The sequence below is a fragment of the Pseudomonas sp. MRSN 12121 genome, from assembly GCF_000931465.1.
Lineage (GTDB): Bacteria > Pseudomonadota > Gammaproteobacteria > Pseudomonadales > Pseudomonadaceae > Aquipseudomonas.
Genome location: NZ_CP010892.1, coordinates 4,299,579 through 4,320,432, shown reverse-complemented (window position 1 = coordinate 4,320,432; position 20,854 = coordinate 4,299,579). Strand labels below are relative to the sequence as shown.

Here is a 20,854-nt window from a genome sequence, read left to right as displayed (position 1 = left end):
GGCGGAGACGAATACCTATCAATGATTCGAGGGGAAAAAACCATGTTGTTGCGTGCAGCCCTGGCCGGTCTGGTACTGGCTTCGTTCACCCTGTCGGCCTCTGCCGAAACCATCCGGGTCGCCATCGGCACCCAGGACACCACCATCAATTGCGCCGCAGGCGGCCTGCTGATCCGCGAGCTCGGGCTGCTGGACAAGTACCTGCCTCACGACGGCCGCTACCAGGACGTGACCTATGACGTGCAATGGAAGAACTTCACCAGCGGCGCGCCGCTGACCAACGAGATGGTCGCCGGCAAGCTCGATTTCGGCGCCATGGCCGATTTCCCCGGGGCCTTCAACGGCGTGGCCTTCGAGACCGCCGGCAAGCGCAGCCTGTTCATCAGCGTGCTGTCGGGCAGCATCAAGGGCAGCGGCAACGGCATCGTGGTGCCGAGCGCCTCCAGCGTGCAGTCGCTGGCCGAACTCAAGGGCAAGACGCTGTCGGTGCCGTTCGCCTCCACCGCCCACGGCATGCTGTTGCGCGCGGTGGCGGCGCAAGGCTGGGACCCGCTCAAGGATGTGAACATCATCGCCCAGCCGCCGGAAGTCGCGGGCTCGGCCCTGCAGGCCGGGAAGATCGACGCCCACGCCGACTTCGTGCCGTTCGCCGAGCTGTTCCCCAGCCGTGGGTTCGCCCGCAAGATCTACGACGGCTCCCAGGCCGGCGCGCCGACCTTCCATGGTGCCCTGGTGGATGCGGCCTACGCGAAGCAATACCCGGAAATCGTCGTCGCCTACCTGCGCGCCAGCCTCGAGGCCAACCGCTTGCTGGCCGCCGAGCCGGAGCGCTACAGCGAGCTGATCGCCAAGGTCACCGGGGTCGATGCCGAGGTCAATTACCTGTTCCATGGCCCGCTGGGCGTACAGACCCGCGACCTCAGCTGGAAACCGGAATACCGCCAAGCCGTGGGCACCGCCATCGATACCCTCAAGCTGCTGAAGAAGGCCGACCGCGGCCTGGACCTCAACACCTTCATCGATGACCAGTACATCCGCGCCGCGTTCAAGGCCTCGAACCTGGACTACGAGGCGCAACTGGCCAACTACGCGCAGACCCCGCTCGAGGCCAAGGATGCGGCCAGCGGCCAGCCGATCGGCGATTTCAGCCATGTGGCGCAGATCTGGGTGCGTGGCGAGCCGACGGTGCGCAGCTACGCCTCGACCGAAGCCGCCTTCGCCGCGTTGAACGGCCTCAAGCAGGAAGGCCGGAGCATCCGTGCCGTCTATGCCCAGGCCAGCGACAGCGGGATCAAGCTGCTGGCCGACCAGGCCTGGTTCGCCAGCGATGCCAAGGGGCGCCTGAGCGCGTTCCTGCTCAAGGGCCAGGCCCAGCACTACGCCGCGGCCCAGGGCGGCCGGGTCTTCGACTTCAACGACGCCACGGCCCAGGCGCTCGCCGCCCGCTGAGGCTGCGCGGTGTGTGTTTTTGTAGGAGCGAAGCTTGCTCGCGATGAACGATAACGCGGTGGGCCAGAAGTTCTGCGTCGTGGCCAGAGGCCTGGCCTTTATTTGCAGGGAGGAATCCATGTCTGCACCCTTGTTTCGCTGGACGGCGCGCGGCGCCTCCTTGCTGCTCTGCCTGCTGTTCTGGCAACTCGCCGCCAGCCAGCACTGGAACCTTGGCCTGGTGACCTTCGCCAACGTACCGACGCCCCTGTCGGTGCTGCAGGCGGCGCTGGGCCTGGGCGACTCGGGCAAGCTGGCGCGGCACCTGGGCAGCAGCCTGGGCCGGGTGTTCGCCGGCTACCTGGCGGCGGCGCTGGTCGGTGTGGCCCTGGGCATCGCCGTGGGCCGCTCGCAATGGGCCGAGGACCTGCTGCTGCCGCCCCTGGAGGTACTGCGGCCGATCCCGGCGGTGGCCTGGATTCCCCTGGCGATCCTGATGTTCCCCTCGTCGGAGCTGTCGATGATCTTCATCACCTTCACCGGCGCGCTGTTCCCGATCCTGCTCAACACCGTGCATGGCGTCGAAGGCGTCGACCGGCGCCTCCTGGCCTCGGCGAAAAGCCTCGGGGCAGGGCGCCGGGCGATCCTCCTGGAGGTGATAGTCCCGGGCGCCGCGCCGAGCATCGTCACCGGCCTGGCCATCGGCATGGGCACCTCGTGGTTCTGCCTGGTGACCGCGGAAATGATCTCCGGGCAGTACGGCATCGGCTACTACACCTGGGAGTCCTACACCATCCAGAACTACCCAGACATCGTGGTCGGCATGTTGCTGATCGGCGTGCTGGGCATGGGCAGCAGCCTGTTGATCAAACGCCTGGGCGGCGTGCTCACGCCCTGGCACCGACCGCGAGGAAACGCCTGATGAATACTGTGCCGACCGCCGCCGGGCGCATCGATATCCAGCAGGTTTGCATCTCCCTGGGCCAGGGCGCCCAGGCCTTCGAGGCGGTGCAGGGCCTGGAATGCCAGGTCCGGCCCGGCGAATTCGTGTGCATCCTCGGGCCGTCCGGCTGCGGCAAGTCGACCTTGCTCGGCGCCCTGGCCGGGCACCTGCGACCGCGCAGCGGGCGGCTGCTGGTGGACGGCCAGCCCGTGCAGGGCCCGTCGCCGCAACGGGGCATGGTGTTCCAGCAGCACACCCTGTTTCCCTGGCGCACGGTGCGCGACAACGTGGCGTTCGGCCTGAAGATGCAGGGCCTGCCCAGGGCCGAGCGCGAGGCCGCGGCCGACGAGATGCTGGCCCTGGTCGGGCTCGACGGCTTTGCCGAACGCTGGCCGGACCAGCTGTCCGGCGGCATGCAGCAGCGGGTGGAGATCGCCCGGGTGCTGATCAATCGCCCGCAACTGCTGCTGATGGACGAACCCTTCGGCGCGCTCGATGCCCTGACCCGATTGAAGATGCAGGAGCTGCTGCTGGAGATCTGGACGCGCATCCGCACCACCGTGGTGTTCGTCACCCACGACATCGACGAGGCGCTGTTCCTCGCCGACCGGCTGCTGGTGATGAGTCCGCGTCCCGGGCGGATCATCGAGGACCTGCGCCTGGATTTCCCGCGACCGCGCACCAGCGAGCTGGTGACCCGTTTCGAGTTCACCCGCCTCAAGCGCCATTGCCTCGAACTGCTGCGGCACGAGGACGGCCGGCAACTGCCGCGCCTGGACCCCCTCGGGCTGCCCCTTGAACATTCCCCAGCGCGATTTGCCATATGACTGACTTTTTCCGTGACAGCGACAACCCCGACATCCTCGTGCTGCAAGCGCGGCTGCTGGACGACGACCCGGGCGTGCGGCGCATCGCCCTGATCGAGCTGGCCGACCTCGAAGAGCCGGAAGGCCTGGCCTGGCTGGTGGACCGCCTGCGCCAGGACCCGGCGCTGGAGGTACGCGCCGAAGCCGCGCGGCTGCTCGAAGCCTGGGAGGACGAGCCGGTGGTGGCGGCCCTGTGCGAGGCCCTGACCGACCCCGCCATCGCCGTGCAGGAAGCGGCCGCGCAGAGCCTCAGCCTGCTCAAGGGCAGCGCGGCGGGGCGGGTGATCCTGCCCTGGACCGGGCATGCCCAGGCGCGGGTGCGGAGCGCGGCCTTTCGCGCCTTGCGCGAGCTGCGGCATGCCGACGCCGCTGGGGCCGCGATGCAGGCCCTGGACGATGCGGATGCCGGGGTGCGCCGCGAGGCGGTGGCGGTGCTTGGCTGGCTCAAGCAACTGCAGGCCTTGCCGGCCCTGGCGCGCCTGGCCAGCGACGACCCGGACAGCGAAGTGCGCCGCGCCGCCACCGGGGCCCTCGGCCTGGCCAGCGACGGGCAGGTGGTGCCGGCCTTGAGCCGGGCCTTGCTCGATCCGGCCTGGCAGGTGCGGGAAGAGGCCGCGACCACCCTGGGCAAGGTCGGGCAGCCCGAGGCGGGGCCGGTGCTGATCGCGGCCTTGCACGACGATTACTGGCAGGTGCGCCTGCGGGCCGTGCGCAGCCTCGGACGTTTGCGCCATGCCCCGGCCCTGGCGGCGCTGATCGAGACCCTCGGCCACCGCATCAGCAACCTGCGCAAGGAGGCCGCCCTGGCCCTGGGCGAGCTGGGCGACATCCAGGCCCGCGAGGCCTTGCTGGCCGCCGAGCACGACGGCGATCCGGAGGTGCGCAAGGCGGTGCGCATCGCCCTGGGCCAGTTGTCATGAACGGCGCGCCGCACGCGATCGACAACTCGCCGCAACGCCAGGAGGTGCTATTGACCTGGGGCGACGGCCGCCAGCAGCGGCTGGCGCATGCCGAACTGCGTCGCCAGTGCCCCTGCGCGCAATGCCGGGCGTTGCGCCTGCAAGGGCTGGCCCCGCAGGTCGCGCCGCAGGTCCGGGTGCTGCGGCTCGACCTCCAGGGCTACGGCGTGCAACTGGTGTTCAGCGACGGCCACGACCGCGGGATCTATCCCTGGGCCTACCTGGCGCAGATGGCCTGAGCCGGCGCTAGTGCGCCGCGGTCATCTGTGGCCGGCAGGAGTGGAAGATGTCCAGTTGCGGCTGGTACAGCTCGGTCCGCACCTCGAACAGCCCGAGCAGCGAGTGGAACAGGTTGTCGTGGCTCAGGTCCGGCTGGTCGCTCTTGCCTTGCAGGCAGTCGCGCTGGATACCCAGGTCGCCCAGGGTCTTGTCGCCGAACCACATCACCATCGGCACGTGGGTTTGCGCCTGGGGCGCCAGGGCGTAGGGCGCGGCGTGCAGGTACAGGCCGTTTTCGCCCAGGGACTCGCCATGGTCGGAGACGTACAGCATCGAGGTGTCGTAGCGCTGCTGGTTGCGCTTGAGCAGCTCGACCACCCGGGCCAGGAAATGGTCGGTGTAGAGAATGGTGTTGTCGTAGACGTTCACCAGTTCCTCGCTGCTGCAACTGCCCAGCTGGTTGGTATGGCAGATCGGGGTGAAGCGCTCCAGGCTCTTGGGGTAGCGCTCGTAGTATTCCGGGCCATGGCTGCCGTCGGCATGCAGGACGATGATCGCGTTGCCCGCGAGGCTGTCGATGTACTGCTGCAAGTCCACCAGCAGGGCCTCGTCCAGGCAGTTCTTGCCGTCGCAGAAGGGGCTGGGCTGGGTCTTGGGAATGTCGCGGTTCGGCACCCGCAGGCAGGTGCCCTTGCAGTCGCTGTTGTTGTCCAGCCACAGCACCTGTACGCCGGCCCGTTGCAGCACATCCAGCAGGCCCTCGTAGGTCTTGCCCTTCTTGTCGCTGTAGTCCTCGCGGGGAAACATCGAGAACATGCACGGCACCGAGACCGCCGTCGACGTGCCGCAGGAATGCACCTGGGTGAAGTTGATGATGTCCAGCTTCGCCAGTTCCGGGTTGGTGTCCCGGGCGTAGCCGTTGAGGGAGAAATGGTCGGCGCGGGCGGTTTCGCCGACCACCAGGATCATCAGCGACTTTTTCTCCCGGCCGCTGGCCTGGGCGCTCATCACCGCGTCCTGGCCGATCGGCTGGACGACCACATGCTGCTTGATCCCCAGGCGCTGCTTGCCGTACTTGGCGATGGCGTAGATGTAGTTGGTCGGGTTGATGAAGTGGGTCAGCTTGTCTTCCTGGCGAAAGATCGGCGCATAGGTGGAGTAGAAGGCGCCGACCGAGACCAGGATCACCAGCACGCAGGCGGCGCTCACCAGCAGCTTGTTCAACAGGCCGCGAAAGAACGGCCGGTAGCGCACCGGGGTGCGCCAGACCAGCGCCACCGGCAACGCGCCGAGCACCAGCAAGTAGCCCAGCAGCTTGAGGTTGAACAGCGCGGCGGCTTCGTCCGGGTTGGTCTCGAACACGTTCTGCACCATCACCGTGTCGATGGTGATGCCGTACTCGTTCATGAAATACGCGGCGGCGGCCGAGACCAGGGCGACCAGGGTCAGCACCGGCTTCAGGGTCCAGCGAAAGGACACCAGGGTCAGCAGCAGGGCGATGGCGGCCCACAGGAACAACCCGAAGGAGGCGAAGAATGCCCCTTTATGCAGGCCTTGCAGGGTGACCAGGCTGTCCAGCGCCTTCCAGGTGGCGAAGTTGTAGAGCAGCACCAGCGCCAGGGAAAACAGCAGCACCAGGCGGGTCGAGGTGATTGACGTCAGTCGCAGTCCTTTGCCCAAGGCCATTTCGGTGGGTTCCTTTCATGAGGGGTGATGGAAAAATAGCAGCAGTGCCCTGCTGACTGTAGAGGCGCGTTGGTAAAAAAAATGTCATGAACGCCTACAGGGGGGGAACGCGGGCGCCTCAGAAGGCCTTGCGGGCACTGGCCACCCAGGTCGCGCCGCACAGGTCGTCGAACCCGTAGTTGCTGGTGCACTGGCTTTTCGACAGGTCGGTGTCGATGTAGCTCAGGCCCAGCAGCACCCCGGCCACCTCGCGGGTCAGCCTGGCTTCCCATTCGTGGTAGCGGTCCTCGCCCTGGCCCGAGGCCGAGACCAGGCGCGGGTCCTTGAAGTCCATTTCGCCGTAGCGCAGCCGCAGCCCCAGGCCCAGGGGCAGTTCGGTCTCGTAGCCGAGGTAGCGGTACAGGGTGCTCTGTTCACTGTCGATGCCCGGCGCATCGTTGGAGTAGTAGGCCCCCAGTTGCACGCCATAGGCGGTGAAAATCCCGTACACCTCGCTCTGGTTGAACTGGCTTTCCCGGGGGTAGCTGTACTTGAGGTAGCCCAGGTCGAGGCTGATCGCCTCGCTGGCGTGCCACAGCCAGCCGGCGTAGTAGTCGAGTTCCTGGCGGGTTTTCAGGCCACCGCCGAAGTCGACGTTGGAGCTCCAGGCCCCCAGGTACAGGCCACTGCTGTGCACCAGGGTCATGGCGGCCTGTACGGCCGGGTCGTTCTGGGTCTGGGAAATGCCGCGGGTGCGGTAGTCGCTGACCAGGGCCAGTTCCATTTCCAGGGCGAAGTCGTCGTTCAGGGGCACGGCCTGGCTGCCCAGGGGCAGCAGGCTCAAGGATCCGAGGGCGAGCAGGGTGAAGGCTTTCATGGTGGGCATCCCGTTGTTGTTTTGATTGTTCTGGGCGGATGACAGGCAAGGCTGCGCCGTACCCCATGCCGGGCGAGCCATGGGGCGGCGGGGGTAGCGGTACGGGTCAGAGAGGGCGGCTGTAGACCTCGCGGCCGGCGAACCAGGTCTGCAAGACCTGGGTTTCATGCAGGGCTTTCTCGTCGACGCTGAACACATCGCGGTCGACCACGATGAAGTCCGCCTGCTTGCCGGCGCTCAGCGAGCCGATCTGCTGTTCCAGGCCGATGGCGCGGGCGGCGTTGAGGGTGTAGGCGTAGAACATGGTTTCGCGGTCCAGGCGCTCGTCGGCGTTGAGCACCCCCAGCGGCCCCTTGCGGGTAATGGCCTGGGCGATGGCGTTCCACGGGTTGGGCGAGGACACCGGCCAGTCGCTGGCCCCGGCGAGGGTCGCGCCCTGCTTGAGCAGGGAGTGCGCCGGGTACTGGTAGCGGAAGGCCAGGGCACTGACGTAGGGCTTGATCATGTCGGTGGTGTAGTCGTCGGCGCTGGCCCACAGCAGTTGCATCGAGGCGATGACGTCCAGCGGCTTGAAGCGCGCGAACTCCTTGGGGTTGACCATCTGCAGGTGGGTGATGGAGTGGGCGATGCCGCTCTGGCGGTCCTTGCGCGCCTGGGCGATGCCATTGAGGGATTCGCGCACCGCGCGGTCGCCGATGGCGTGGATGTGCACCAGCCAGCCGCGCCGGTCGATGGCGCTGACCAACTCGCCGAAGTGTTGAGGATCGATCAGCAGCTCGCCCTGTTTGTGCGAGTTGCTGTAGGGATCGAGCATCGCCGCGCTCTGGGCCGGGTACTCGATCACCCCGTCGGCGAAGATCTTGATGCCCGGCAGGGTCAGGTTGGGGATGCCCTGGAACTGCTGGCGCACCTGCTCCAGGACGTCGAGGTCGGCGGGGAGGCTTTTCGGGTTGGCCACCAGCAGCGCGGCGACATGCGCGCTCAGGCCGCCGCTCTCGGCCAGGGCCTTGTAGGCCGGCAGCACGCCGACGGTCTTGGCCGTGGGCTTGAGGGCGAACACCGCCTCGCCGGGGGCGGCGTTGGCGGCCGGGTCCATCCAGGCGGTGATGCCCAGGCTGTTGTTGTAGCGCACCGCCGATTGCGCGGCGCGCAGCAGGGTAGCGGGGCTGAGCACCGGCATCTTCGCCGCGACCCGGTCCCAGCCGGCATCCACCAGGAAACCGTTGGGGCGCCCGTCGGCGAGGCGGCCGATGGTGCCGCGCTCGGCTTCCGGCAGGCGCTCGAGCAGGGCGGCGTCGATGCCGGCGCGTTCGAGCATGGCGTTGTTGGCCCAGGCGGTGTGGTGATCGCTGCCGGTGAACACCACGGGCACGCTGGCCCACTCACCGGCGTTGAAGCGCTGGCCCAGGGCCTCGGCCCGGGCCCAGTAGGCCGAGCTCATGCCGGCCACGCTCAGCACGTCGCCATGCCTGGCCGTGCCGTCGTCGCGCCAGGCGCGCAGTTTGCGCTCCAGTTCGGCGAGGTCGACCACCTGGTCCTGCATATTGGCCGAGGTCATTTCCAGGCCGCCGAAGATCGCGTGGGAATGACTGTCGATCAGGCCGGGCAGCAGGGTCTTGCCGCCCAGGTCGATGACCCTCGTGCCGCTTTCGATCAACGCCTTGATCTGCGCGTCGCTGCCGACCTGCCGCACCTTGCCGTTTTCCACCGCCAGGGCCTGGGCCTTGGGCTGGCTGCGATCGGCGGTGAACACCTTGCCGTTGAGCAGCACCAGGTCGGTGGCGGCCATGGCTTCCATCGAGGCAAAACTCATGGCAAGGACCAGCAGATTCGGGATGAATCTTTTCATTGAGTATTTCCTTGTTATTGGCGTTTGATAGCCAGATTAGTGGCTCGCCAGGGCCAGCAGAACGCCTCGCTGGCGAAAAACCTTTTTGCCTGGATGGAAAAGATATGGACAAGCTGAGCGCATTGAAGATGTTCGTGGCCACCGCGCAGTTGGGCAGTTTCAGCCGTGCCGCCGAGCAGTTGGGCAAGACCCCCTCGGCGCTGACCAAGGCGGTCAATCACCTGGAAACCGAACTCGGCGCGCGGCTGTTCGAGCGCAGCACCCGGCGGATCCTGCTGACGGAAGTGGGGCGCCTCTACCTGGACACCGCGCGCCAGGTGTTGCAACGACTGGACGAGGCCGGCGAGGAAATCGAGCAGTTGCAGCACGGCCTGCGCGGCAACCTGAAAATCACCGCGCCGCTGGCCTACGGCCAGGCCTTTCTCGACCGGGTGTGCAGTGGTTTTCTCGAGCAGTACCCGCAGATCAACCTGCAGGTTGATTTGTGCGACGAGTTCGTCAACCTGCTGGAAAGCGGCTATGACCTGGCCCTGCGCGAAGGCCACGACGACCTGCCGGGGCTGATCGCCCGGGTGGTGGGGCGCAACCGGCTGGCATTGTGCGCCAGCCCGGCCTACCTGGCGCGCAACGGCGTGCCGGTGACCCCGCAGACCCTCGACCGGCATGAATGGCTGTTCTATCGCCACCCCTTGCTCAGCCGCGAGTTCTGGTGGGTCGAGCGGGACGGCCAGCGCCTGAGCCTGCCGCAGCCCCAGGCGCCGCGCCTGCGCAGCGACAATTACGACCTGCTGCTGGCCAACGCCCTGGCCGGGCGCGGGCTGTTGCACACGCCGCTGTGGAGCGCCGCGCCCTACCTGGCCGACGGGCGCCTGGTGCGGCTGATGGCGGACTACGAGATCGACCCGGACAGCTTTGGCCCGCACATCCTCGCGGTCTACCCCAGCCACCGGCGCGCCACCGCCAAGGTGCAGGCCTTCATCGACTACATCGCGGATTTCCTGGCGAGCCGCGACCTCGGCTGACTGGCGGTTATTGTCAGAAAAATCTGAAAAGAGTACAAATGTACTCCATGAGCACTCTATCTCCCCGTCGTACCGCCATCCTGACCTTCATTCGCGAACGCATCGCCGAACACGGTCAGCCCCCGAGCCTCGCCGAAATCAGCCAGGCCTTCGGTTTCGCCTCGCGCAGCGTGGCGCGCAAGCACGTGGTGGCCCTGGCCGAGGCCGGTTTCATCGAGGTCAACCCGAATCAGGCGCGGGGCATCCGCCTGCTCAACCAGCCTGCACGCCCCGAACTGCTGGAGATCCCGGTGCTCGGCCGGGTAGCGGCGGGTGCGCCGATCGGGGCCGACGCCGAGGTGCACGATCGCTTGCTGCTCGACCCGGCGCTGTTTTCCCGGACCCCCGATTACCTGCTGCGGGTGCGGGGCGACTCGATGATCGAGGACGGCATCCTCGACGGCGACCTGGTGGCGGTGCGCCGCGACAGCGAGGCGCGCAACGGCCAGATCGTGGTGGCGCGGCTGGACGGCGAGGTCACCATCAAGCGTTTCCAGCGCCTGGCCGACGGTGTGCGCCTGCTGCCGCGCAACCCGGCCTATGCGCCGATCCTGGTCGGGGAAGACCAGGACCTGGCCATCGAAGGGGTGTTCTGCGGCCTGGTGAGGCAAGGCTGATGGGCGCCGTCGTTGCACTGGAAACGCTGTTCAATGCCGGTCGCGTATGGAAGGGCCGGCCCACGGCGCCCGCCAGCAGCCCGCAACCCACCGGCCACGCCGCACTGGACGCGGCCTTGCCCGGCGGCGGCTGGCCCGAGGCGGCGCTGACGGAAATCCTGGTGGCCGGCCAGGGCGTCGGCGAGCTGCAACTGCTGTGGCCGACCCTGGCCCGGCTGTCGGCGGCCGGCGAACGCATCGTGCTGGTGGCGCCGCCCCATGTGCCGTACCCCCAGGCCTGGCAGAACGCCGGGGTCGACCTGCGCCAGCTGGCAGTGATCCAGGCCGGCGAGCGGGATGCCCTGTGGGCCGCCGAACAATGCCTGCGTTCGGGCAGCTGCGGCGCCGTGCTGTGCTGGCCGCAGCAGGCCGACGATCGCGCCTTGCGGCGTTTGCAGGTGGCGGCCGAGACCGGCCAGACCCTGGCATTCGCCTACCGCTCCCTGCAGCACGCCCTCAACCCGTCGCCGGCGGCCCTGCGTATCGCCGTGGAGGCCCGGCCTGCGCAGTGGCGGGTGCTCAAGTGCCGCGGCGGCCTGGCCCATGCGGCGCCCATCGCCTTCACGACGGGGCATTGAGGTTGCCATGCGCTGGGTCTGTATCCTGTTCCCGCAACTGGCGCTGGACGCGGCGCTGCGCCAGCGCCCCGCGCCGGATGAGCCGCTGGCGCTGCTAAGCGGTACGCCGCAGCGCCGGGTGATCCAGGCGGTGAATGCCGCGGCCCGCGAGCTGGGCCTGCGCCCCGGGCAGTCGTTGACCGCGGCCCAGGCCCTGACCAAGGCCTTCGCCAGCGCCGAGTACGACGCCGGCGATATCGAGCGCTGGCAGCAATTCCTGGCCGCCTGGGCCTACCGCTTCAGTTCCCAGGTCAGCCTGTTCTACCCCCGCGCCCTGGTGTTCGAGATCGAGTCGAGCCTGGGCCTGTTCGGCCCCTGGCCGCAGCTGGAGGCGCGTTTGCGCCGGGAACTGGACGAGCTGGGCTTTCGCCATCGCATCGTCGCCGCGCCGAACCCGGCGGCGGCCCGGGTGCTGGCCAACGCCCACGACGGGCTGGCGGTGCAGGGCCAGGAGTCATTGCGTCAGGCCCTGCAGCCCATGCCGGTCGAGCGCCTGGGCCTGGCGCCCGGCACCGCCACGGCCTTGTCGCGCATGGGCTTGCGCACCTTCGGCCAGCTTCGCGCGCTGCCCCGGGACACCCTGGCCCGGCGTTTCGACGCCGGCCTGCTGCGGCACCTGGATACCCTGCTCGGCGAGCGCTCCCTGGCGTTGGCGTTCTACCAGCCGCCGGACCGTTTCGACGTGCGCATCGAGCTGAATTTCGACGTGCTGTCGCACCAGGCCCTGCTGTTTCCCCTGCGCCGCCTGAGCGGCGACCTGGCGGCGTTTCTCTGCGGGCGGGACAGCGGCGTGCAGCGCTTCGACCTGCATCTGGAACACGTCGAACGGCCCGACACCCTGATCAAGGTCGGCCTGCTCAGCGCCGAACGCGAGCCGGCGATGCTGTTCGAGCTGGCCCGCGGGCGCCTGGAACAGGTCCAGGTGCCGGCCCCGGTGCGCGGGGTGCGCCTGGTGGCCGACGACCTGCCGCGCTTCGTGCCGCAGCACCGCGAGCTGTTCGACGAGCGCCCGCAGCAATCCCTGCCCTGGGAGCAGTTGCGCGAACGCCTGCGCGCCCGCCTGGGGGACGAGGCGGTGCAGGGCCTGGGCTCGCACGCCGACCATCGCCCCGAGTGCAGTTGGCAGCCGCTCACCGACCAGCAGGCCGCTCCGCAGTTGCCCGGCCCCCGGCGCCCGGGCTGGTTGTTGCGTGAGCCGCAGGCGCTGCCCGCGGGCGCGGCGCGCATCCTCATGGGGCCGGAACGCATCGAGTCCGGCTGGTGGGACGGGGGCGACGTGCGGCGCGACTACTACCTGGTCGAAACCCGCACGGGCCAGCAGGGCTGGGCCTATCGGCCGGTGGGCGAGGCGGGGCCGCTGCTGTTGCAGGGCTGGTTCGCATGAGCGGCTATGCCGAGCTGCACTGCCTGTCGAACTTCAGTTTCCAGCGCGGGGCCTCCAGTGCCCGCGAGCTGTTCGAGCGGGCGAAGGCCCAGGGCTACGACGCGCTGGCCATCACCGACGAATGCACCCTGGCCGGCATCGTGCGTGCCTGGCAGGCGGCGCAGGACACGCAGCTCAAGCTGATCGTCGGCAGCGAAATACAGATCGACGCCGGGCCGAAGCTGGTGCTGCTGGCGCAGAACCTGGAGGGTTACCAGGGCCTGTGCCGGCTGATCACCCGTGCCCGGCGCCGGGCGCAGAAGGGCCAGTACCGGGTCTTGCGCGAAGACTTCGCCGAACCCTTGCCGGGGCTGCTGGCGCTCTGGCTGCCCCAGGCCCCCGGCGAGCATGCAGCCGGGCGCTGGCTGCAACAGGTGTTCGGCGAGCGCTTGTGGCTGGCGGTGGAACTGCACTGCGGGCAGGACGATCGGCGGCGCCTGGAGGCATGGCTGGCCCTGGCCCGCGAGCTGGGCATCGCCGCGGTGGCCAGCGGCGATGTGCATATGCACGTGCGCGGCCGCCGGGCCCTGCAGGACACCATGACCGCGATCCGCCATCACCTGCCGGTGGCCGAGGCCGGCCAGCGCCTGTATCCCAATGGCGAGCGCCACCTGCGCAGCCTCGATGCGTTGCAGGGGCTCTATCCGCCGGCCCTGCTGGAGGAGTCGCTGAAGATTGCCCGCTGCTGCCATTTCGACCTCGGGCAGTTGCACTACCAGTACCCCCGCGAGCTGGTGCCGTCGGGCCAGACGCCTACCCGCTGGCTGCGCGAGCTGACCGAGCAGGGCATCCGCAACCGCTGGCCCGGGGGCGCCAGGCCCCAGGTGCGACAGCAGATCGACGCTGAACTGGCGCTGATCGCCGAGCTGGGTTACGAGAGCTATTTCCTCACGGTGCACGACATCGTGCGGTTTGCCCGCGAGCAGCACATCCTCTGCCAGGGCCGGGGCTCGGCGGCCAACTCGGTGGTGTGTTTCGCCCTGGGCATCACCGAGATCGACCCGGACCGTTCGACCCTGCTGTTCGAGCGTTTTCTGTCCCGCGAGCGCAACGAGCCGCCGGACATCGACGTGGACTTCGAGCACGAACGCCGCGAGGAAGTGCTGCAGTACGTGTTCCGGCGTTACGGGCGCCACCGCGCGGCGCTGACCGCGGTGGTCAGCACCTACCACGGCGCCGGCGCGGTGCGTGACGTGGCCAAGGCCCTGGGCCTGCCGCCGGACCAGGTCAACGCCCTGGCCGACTGCTGCGGCCACTGGAGCGACACGCCGCCGTCCGTCGAGCGCCTGCTGGAAGCCGGCTTCGACCCGGACAGCCCGGTGCTGCGCCGGGTCCTGGGCCTGACCGGGCAACTGATCGGTTTTCCCCGGCACCTGTCCCAGCACCCCGGTGGCTTCGTGATTTCCGAGCAACCGCTGGACACCCTGGTGCCGGTGGAAAACGCGGCCATGGCCGAGCGCACCATCATCCAGTGGGACAAGGACGACCTGGACGCGGTCGGGCTGCTCAAGGTGGATGTGCTGGCGCTGGGCATGCTCAGCGCGATTCGCCGCTGCTTCGACCTGGTGCACGCCTATCGGGACAAGCAGTGGACCCTGGCGACTATTCCGGCGGATGACCGCGACACCTACGAGATGATCGGCCGCGCCGACACCATCGGCGTGTTCCAGATCGAGTCGCGGGCGCAGATGTCGATGCTGCCGCGGCTCAAGCCGAAGAACTTCTACGACCTGGTGATCGAGGTGGCCATCGTCCGCCCGGGGCCGATCCAGGGCGGCATGGTGCATCCGTACTTGCGCCGGCGTAACGACGAGGAGCAGGTGAGCTACCCCTCGGAGGAGCTCAAGGTGGTGCTGGAGCGGACCCTGGGCGTGCCGCTGTTCCAGGAGCAGGTGATGCAGATCGCCATTGTCGCCGCCGGCTACACGCCCGGCGAGGCGGACCAGCTGCGGCGCGCCATGGCCGCGTGGAAGCGCCATGGCGGGCTGGAGCCGCATCGTGAAAGGCTGCGCGAAGGCATGCTCAAGGACGGGAAGTACACCGAAGCCTTCGCCGCGCAGATCTTCGAGCAGATCAAGGGCTTCGGCAATTACGGGTTTCCCGAGTCCCATGCCGCCAGTTTCGCCTTGCTGACCTACGCCAGCTGCTGGCTCAAGTGCCACGAGCCGGCGGCCTTCGCCTGCGCGCTGATCAACAGCTGGCCCATGGGCTTCTACAGCCCCGACCAGATTCTCCAGGACGCGCGCCGGCACCATTTGCAGATTCGCCCGGTGGATGTGCGCGCCAGCGCCTGGGATTGCAGCCTGGAACCCACGACGGGGGCACAACCGGCGTTGCGCCTGGGGCTGCGGATGATCAAGGGCTTTCGCCAGGACGACGCGCAGCGTATCGAGGCGGCGCGGGGGAGCGGCCCCTTTGTCGACATCGCCGACCTGGGGCAACGCGCCCGCCTCGACAGCCGCGCCCAGGAACTGCTGGCCGACGCCGGTGCCCTGCGCGGGCTGGCCGGGCACCGGCACCGGGCACGCTGGGAAGTGGCCGGGGTGCAGCAACAGCTCGGCCTGTTCGCCGGCCTGCCGCGCCAGGAGGAAACGCCGGTGGTCTTGCCCCGGCCGACGGTGGGCGAAGACTTGCAGGCCGATTACCTGAGCGTCGGCACCACCCTCGGCCCGCATCCGCTGGCCTTGCTGCGGGGCGAGCTCAAGGCGCGGCGCTGTCGCAGTTCCCGCGAGTTGCTGGAGGTCGAGCACGGCCGGCCGGTCAGCATCGCCGGGCTGGTCACCGGGCGGCAGCGCCCGGGCACGGCCAGCGGCGTGACCTTCGTCACCCTGGAAGACGAGTTCGGCAACGTCAACGTGGTGGTCTGGCGCGACCTGGCCGAGCGTCAGCGGCGGGTCCTGGTCGGGGCGCAGCTGCTCAAGGTCGACGGCACCCTGGAGACCGAAGGCGAGGTGCGCCACCTGATCGCCGGCCGCTTGAGCGACCTCAGCGAACTGCTGAGCGGCATCACCGTGCGCAGTCGCGACTTCCGTTGAGCGCGTGCTGGCGCCATTGGCGATAAGGCCCGGAACGTTTCAGCGCTGGAGGTTATCAAGGCTGGGGCACGGCCTGGAATTATGCCGGGTGGGGTCAGGTATCCCGGTAATCTGTCCTACAATCGCCAGAGTCGTGAAACCATCCGCCCGGCCTGGGCTCAAAGCTGGAGCCCCCGTCCGCTGCGCTTGGGCCGGGAGTGACATTCAATCCGTGTTCATTGGGTCAAGCGATGCCGTTCTTATCCGATCCTCATGGCTGCCAGGGCTGGCAAGGCGAAATGGCCCGGCGCATCTGCGCGTTCGACTGGTCCGTCACCGAACTGGGGGCGCTGGCGCAGTGGTCCTCGAGCTTGCGCAGCGCGGTGCAACTGCTGCTGGCCTCGCCGGTGCCGCTGGTCATGCTCTGGGGCCGGGCGGGCTACATGATCTACAACGATGCCTATGCGGAGTTCGCCGGCGGGCGGCATCCCTATCTGCTCGGCTGCCAGGTGGAGCAGGGCTGGCCGGAGGTGGCGGATTTCAATCGCCACGTGCTGGACACCTGCCTGGCGGGCGGCACCCTGTCGTACCGCAACAAGGAGCTGGTGCTGCTGCGTAACGGCCAGCCGGAAAACGTCTGGATGGACCTCTACTACAGCCCGGTGGCCGGGGACGACCAGGCGCCGGCCGGGGTCATGGCGATCGTGGTCGAGACCACCGCCCACGTGCTGTCCGAGCGCCGCCGCGAGGAAGCGGAGCGCGCCTACCGCGCGGAAAACGAACGGGTGCAACTGGCGCTCAACGCCGGGGCATTGCTCGGCTCCTTCGTCTGGGACATCCAGGCCAACCGGCTGTCGGGCGACGAGCGTTTCGCCCGGACCTTCTCCTACCCGGCGGACCAGCCGCTGGACGACCTGTCGATCGAAGTCGCCGACAGCCGGGTGCACCCCGACGACCTGGCGCGGACCAAGGAACAGGCCGACTACAGCGTGCAGAAGGGCGTGCCCTACAACGCCGAATACCGCATCCGCCGCCCGGACGGCAGCTACCTGTGGGTCCTGGGCAGCGGCCGCTGCGAGTTCGACGCCAGCGGCCGGGCCTTGCGGTTTCCGGGGGTGCTGATCGATATCCACGAACGCAAGATGGCCGAAGAATCGCTGCTGCAATTGACCCGCAATCTCGAACAACGGGTGGCCGAGGAGGTCGACGCGCGGGTCTCGGCCGAGGAGCAGCTGCGCCAGTCGCAGAAGCTCGAAGCCATTGGCGGCATGACCGGCGGCGTGGCCCATGACTTCAACAACCTGTTGCAGGTGATCGCCGGCAACCTGCACCTGCTGGCGCGCCACGAGCCGGACAATGCCAATGTGCAGCGCCGGGTCGGCGTGGCCCTGGCCGCGGTCGAGCGCGGCGCCAAGCTGTCCGCGCAACTGCTGGCGTTCGCCCGGCGCCAGCCGCTGTCGCCCGAGGTCTACAACCCCGGGCGGATTCCCGACAGCCTGAGCGAGCTGCTGCAACGGGCCCTGGGCGAAAACATCGGGATCGAGGTGCAACTGCCGGAACAGCCCTGGTGCATCAAGGTCGATCGCAGCCAGCTGGAAAACGCCTTGCTCAACCTGGCGATCAACGCCCGGGACGCGATGAAGGGCGAAGGCATCATCGGCATCCGCGGCGAAAATGTGGTGCTCGACCAGGATTTCTGTGCCGGCAAGGGCATCAGCGCCGGCGATTACCTGTGCCTGTCGGTCGCCGATACCGGCGACGGCATGCAGCCGGAGGTGCTCGAGCAGGCGTTCGAGCCGTTCTTCACCACCAAGCCCGACGGCCAGGGCACCGGCCTGGGCCTGAGCATGGTGTTCGGTTTCGTCAAGCAGAGCGGCGGCCATATCGAGATGCTCAGCACGCCGGGGCAGGGCACCACGGTGCGCATGTACTTTGCCCGCAGCACCGAGGCGCAAGCGCGAGCGCTGCCGGTGGGCGGCCAACGGCATTGCCGCGGCCAGGAGACGATCCTGGTGGTGGAAGACAACGAAGATGTGCGCGAGGCCGCCGTCGGGCTGCTGGAGCATGCCGGCTACAAGGTGCTGGTCGCGGCCAATGGCGACGCGGCCATGCAGCTGCTGCTGGACGGCGCCCATGTCGAGCTGATCTTCACGGACGTGGTGATGCCCGGCCTGATCAAGAGCACCGACCTGGCGCTCTGGGCCAAGACCCAGTCGCCGGCCGTGGCCGTGCTGTTCACCTCGGGGCATACCCGCGACATCATTTCCACCAATCACCAGCTCAGCCCGGATACCCACCTGCTGAGCAAGCCCTACAGCGCGGAGGCCCTGACGAGCATGGTCAGCTCGGTGCTGGCGACGTGAGGCGAACGGCCGCGGATTGAACGCCCGGGCCGCGCTGTTGCTCAAAAGGGCAGGCCCGTGCACCCTGCAGGTCGCTCGCGGCGCTCCCGCCACCACTCGCCCTCCGACACAAGGCTGTCCCATGACTTCTGCGCGCAACACGCCTTCGCCCCAGGTTTCGTCTTCACTGCCGCCGAACGGTTCCGGGTTCGTCAGGGTGCGTGGCGCCCGCGAACACAACCTGCGCAACGTCGACGTGGATATTCCCCGCGACGCGCTGGTGGTGTTCACCGGGGTGTCCGGCTCGGGCAAATCCTCCCTGGCCTTCTCGACCCTGTACGCCGAGGCCCAGCGCCGCTATTTCGAATCGGTGGCGCCCTATGCCCGGCGCCTGATCGACCAGGTCGGGGTGCCGGACGTCGACGCCATCGACGGCCTGCCGCCGGCGGTGGCCCTGCAACAGCAGCGCGGCACGCCGAGCACCCGTTCCTCGGTGGGCAGCGTCACCACCTTGTCCAGCCTGATCCGCATGCTCTATTCCCGGGCCGGCAGCTACCCGCCGGGGCAGCCGATGCTGTACGCCGAGGACTTCTCGCCCAACACCCCGCAAGGTGCCTGCCCGGAATGCCACGGCCTGGGCCGGGTCTACGAGGTCAGCGAGGCGTCCATGGTGCCCGACCCGTCGCTGACCATCCGCCAGCGCGCGGTGGCCTCCTGGCCTCTGGCCTGGCAGGGGCAGAACCAGCGCGACATCCTCGTGACCCTGGGCTACGACGTCGATATTCCCTGGCGCGACCTGCCGCAGGAGCAGCGTGACTGGATCCTGTTCACCGAAGAAACCCCGACCGTGCCGGTGTACGCCGGGCTGACCCCGGAGCAGACCCGCGAGGCCCTCGCGCGCAAGCAAGAGCCGAGCTACATGGGCACCTTCAGCGGGGCCCGGCGCTATGTGCTGCACACCTTCACCCATTCGCAGAGCGCGCTGATGAAAAAGCGCGTCTCGCAGTTCATGCGCGGCAGCCCGTGTCCGCTGTGCGCAGGCAAGCGCCTGAAGCGCGAGGCGCTGTCGGTGACCTTCGCCGGCTTCGATATCGGCGAGCTGTCGCGCATGCCCCTGTCGCAACTGGCCGAGGTGCTGAAGCCGGTGGCCGCCCAGGCCTACCTGGAACAGGCCGAGGAGGGCGGCGAGGTGTGGAGCCATGAACAGACCGAGGCCGCGCGGCGCCAGCGGCTGGCCCGGGGCGAGCCGGGCCACGTCGGCGGGCCGGATGTGCGGCACACGCCGAACCTGTCCCTGGAAAAGCGCCTGGCCGCGCAACGCATCGCCCAGGACCTGCTGGAGCGGGTCAGCACCCTGACCGGCCTGGGCCTGGGTTACCTGGCCCTGGAGCGCAGCACGCCGACCCTGTCGTCCGGCGAGTTGCAGCGCCTGCGCCTGGCGACCCAACTGGGCTCGCAGCTGTTCGGCGTGATCTACGTGCTCGACGAGCCGTCGGCCGGCCTGCACCCGGCGGACGCCGAGGCGCTGTTCGAGGCCCTGCAGCAGCTCAAGGCCTCGGGCAATTCGCTGTTCGTGGTCGAGCATGACCTGCAGACCATGCGCCGCGCGGACTGGCTGATCGACGTCGGCCCCGCGGCGGGCGAGCAGGGCGGCCAGGTGCTCTACAGCGGTCCGCCGGCGGGGCTGGCCGAGGTCGCGCAGTCGCAGACCCGCGCCTACCTGTTCGCCGAGCAGGCGCCGGCCCGCCGTACCGCGCGCCAGGCCCAGGGCTGGCTGCGCCTGGAGGGCATCAGCCGCAACAACCTGCATGACCTGAGCGCGGAGTTCCCCCTGGGTTGCTTCACCGCGGTGACCGGGGTGTCCGGTTCGGGCAAGTCGAGCCTGGTCAGCCAGGCCTTGCTGGAGCTGGTGGGCGCGCACCTGGGGGGCGCGCAGAGCCACGAGGAACCCGAGGAGCTGAACCTGGAAGACGACGCCCCGCAGGCCAGCAGTGGCGCAGTCACCGCCGGGCTGGAGCGGATCAAGCGCCTGGTGCAGGTGGACCAGAAACCCATCGGCCGCACCCCGCGCTCGAACCTGGCGACCTACACCGGCCTGTTCGATCACGTGCGCAAACTGTTCGCCGCCACCGCCGAGGCGCAGGCCCGGGGCTACGACGCCGGGCAGTTCTCCTTCAACGTCGCCAAGGGCCGCTGCCCGGCCTGCGAAGGCGAGGGGTTCGTCAGTGTCGAGCTGCTGTTCATGCCCAGCGTCTATGCGCCGTGCCCGACCTGCCACGGCGCGCGTTACCACCCGCAGACCCTGGCGATCACCTGGCAGGGCCTGAACATCGCCCAGGTCCTGCAACTCACGGTGCAGGAGGCGGTGGAGGTGTTCGCCGGGCAAGCGAGCATCCGTCGGTCCCTGGAAGTCTTGCGCGATATTGGCCTGGGCTACCTGCGCCTCGGCCAGCCGGCCACCGAGCTGTCCGGTGGCGAAGCGCAGCGGATCAAGCTGGCCACCGAACTGCAACGCAATCCCCGTGGGGCGACCCTGTATGTGCTCGACGAGCCGACCACCGGCCTGCACCCGCGGGATGTCGATCGCCTGCTGGAGCAACTGGACAACCTGGTGCGCGCCGGCCATAGCGTGGTGGTGGTCGAGCACGAAATGCGCGTGGTGGCCCAGGCCGACTGGGTGATCGATATCGGTCCGGGCGCCGGCGACCAGGGCGGCAAGGTGGTGGTCAGCGGCACGCCGCAGCAGGTGGCCCGGCACCGTCGCAGCCGCACCGCGCCCTTTCTCGCCCAGGCGCTGGGGTAAGGGCCGGGCGCGAGGCGCCCGTAGCCATTGGCGGCAGGTCGTGGATAGGGTGACTGAAGGCGACGAACGGTGCCGCTGGTCTGATTGATGGTCGACAGACGGCGGTTGTCGAGGCCATTCTGATAACGGGCA

At 68.6% G+C, this 20,854-nt stretch carries 15 protein-coding genes; 12 read left to right on the top strand and 3 right to left on the bottom strand.

The window, feature by feature from the left end:
- The first annotated feature begins 42 nt into the window (after nucleotides 1-42).
- The 5 genes from TO66_RS19500 (at nucleotide 43) to TO66_RS19480 (ending at nucleotide 4,435) form a co-directional block, all read left to right on the top strand.
- On the top strand, nucleotides 43-1,449 hold the full coding sequence (locus TO66_RS19500) for an ABC transporter substrate-binding protein (RefSeq protein WP_177330410.1): 1,407 nt from the start codon (nucleotides 43-45) through the stop codon (nucleotides 1,447-1,449).
- A gap of 118 nt (nucleotides 1,450-1,567) precedes the next feature.
- Nucleotides 1,568-2,350 carry an ABC transporter permease gene (locus TO66_RS19495; RefSeq protein ID WP_044466095.1) on the top strand — a complete coding sequence of 261 codons (783 nt, stop codon included), beginning with the start codon at nucleotides 1,568-1,570 and terminating at the stop codon, nucleotides 2,348-2,350.
- Complete coding sequence (locus tag TO66_RS19490; RefSeq protein ID WP_044463805.1) at nucleotides 2,350-3,198, top strand: ABC transporter ATP-binding protein; 849 nt, start codon at nucleotides 2,350-2,352, stop codon at nucleotides 3,196-3,198. The genes TO66_RS19495 and TO66_RS19490 overlap by 1 nt, the downstream gene beginning before the upstream one ends.
- Complete coding sequence (locus TO66_RS19485) at nucleotides 3,195-4,157, top strand: HEAT repeat domain-containing protein (RefSeq protein WP_044463804.1); 963 nt, start codon at nucleotides 3,195-3,197, stop codon at nucleotides 4,155-4,157. Before TO66_RS19490 ends, TO66_RS19485 begins: the two co-directional genes overlap by 4 nt.
- Nucleotides 4,154-4,435 (top strand): gamma-butyrobetaine hydroxylase-like domain-containing protein, encoded by a 282-nt coding sequence (locus TO66_RS19480; protein WP_044463803.1) that lies wholly within the window; start codon nucleotides 4,154-4,156, stop codon nucleotides 4,433-4,435. The genes TO66_RS19485 and TO66_RS19480 overlap by 4 nt, the downstream gene beginning before the upstream one ends.
- Before the next feature lie 7 nt (nucleotides 4,436-4,442).
- On the opposite strand, the gene TO66_RS19475 is transcribed toward TO66_RS19480, so the two are convergent.
- The 3 genes from TO66_RS19475 to TO66_RS19465 form a co-directional block, all read right to left on the bottom strand.
- On the bottom strand, nucleotides 4,443-6,095 hold the full coding sequence (locus tag TO66_RS19475; protein ID WP_156162127.1) for a phosphoethanolamine transferase: 1,653 nt from the start codon (nucleotides 6,093-6,095) through the stop codon (nucleotides 4,443-4,445).
- Nucleotides 6,096-6,219: 124 nt separating this feature from the next.
- Nucleotides 6,220-6,957, bottom strand: coding sequence for a TorF family putative porin (locus tag TO66_RS19470; protein ID WP_044463801.1), 738 nt, complete (start codon nucleotides 6,955-6,957; stop codon nucleotides 6,220-6,222).
- 106 nt (nucleotides 6,958-7,063) lie between these two features.
- Nucleotides 7,064-8,806: an amidohydrolase gene (locus tag TO66_RS19465; protein ID WP_044463800.1), complete on the bottom strand. Its 1,743-nt coding sequence runs from the start codon at nucleotides 8,804-8,806 to the stop codon at nucleotides 7,064-7,066.
- A gap of 104 nt (nucleotides 8,807-8,910) precedes the next feature.
- On the opposite strand from TO66_RS19465, the gene TO66_RS19460 reads away from it, so the two are divergent.
- From TO66_RS19460 to TO66_RS19430, 7 genes are all read left to right on the top strand, one after another.
- Nucleotides 8,911-9,828 (top strand): LysR family transcriptional regulator, encoded by a 918-nt coding sequence (locus TO66_RS19460; RefSeq protein ID WP_044463799.1) that lies wholly within the window; start codon nucleotides 8,911-8,913, stop codon nucleotides 9,826-9,828.
- A gap of 38 nt (nucleotides 9,829-9,866) precedes the next feature.
- A complete protein-coding gene (lexA, locus tag TO66_RS19455; protein ID WP_044463798.1) occupies nucleotides 9,867-10,484 on the top strand; it encodes a transcriptional repressor LexA in 618 nt (205 codons plus the stop codon).
- Nucleotides 10,484-11,101 (top strand): translesion DNA synthesis-associated protein ImuA, encoded by a 618-nt coding sequence (imuA, locus tag TO66_RS19450; protein WP_044463797.1) that lies wholly within the window; start codon nucleotides 10,484-10,486, stop codon nucleotides 11,099-11,101. Before lexA ends, imuA begins: the two co-directional genes overlap by 1 nt.
- A gap of 7 nt (nucleotides 11,102-11,108) precedes the next feature.
- Complete coding sequence (locus TO66_RS19445; RefSeq protein WP_044463796.1) at nucleotides 11,109-12,524, top strand: DNA polymerase Y family protein; 1,416 nt, start codon at nucleotides 11,109-11,111, stop codon at nucleotides 12,522-12,524.
- Nucleotides 12,521-15,598, top strand: coding sequence for an error-prone DNA polymerase (locus TO66_RS19440; protein WP_044463795.1), 3,078 nt, complete (start codon nucleotides 12,521-12,523; stop codon nucleotides 15,596-15,598). The genes TO66_RS19445 and TO66_RS19440 overlap by 4 nt, the downstream gene beginning before the upstream one ends.
- Before the next feature lie 230 nt (nucleotides 15,599-15,828).
- The gene (locus tag TO66_RS19435; protein ID WP_044463794.1) at nucleotides 15,829-17,940 is read left to right on the top strand and encodes a PAS domain-containing hybrid sensor histidine kinase/response regulator; all 2,112 of its coding nucleotides are present in this window, start codon (nucleotides 15,829-15,831) and stop codon (nucleotides 17,938-17,940) included.
- A gap of 121 nt (nucleotides 17,941-18,061) precedes the next feature.
- Nucleotides 18,062-20,722: an excinuclease ABC subunit UvrA gene (locus tag TO66_RS19430; protein ID WP_044463793.1), complete on the top strand. Its 2,661-nt coding sequence runs from the start codon at nucleotides 18,062-18,064 to the stop codon at nucleotides 20,720-20,722.
- The last annotated feature ends 132 nt before the right edge of the window (nucleotides 20,723-20,854 follow it).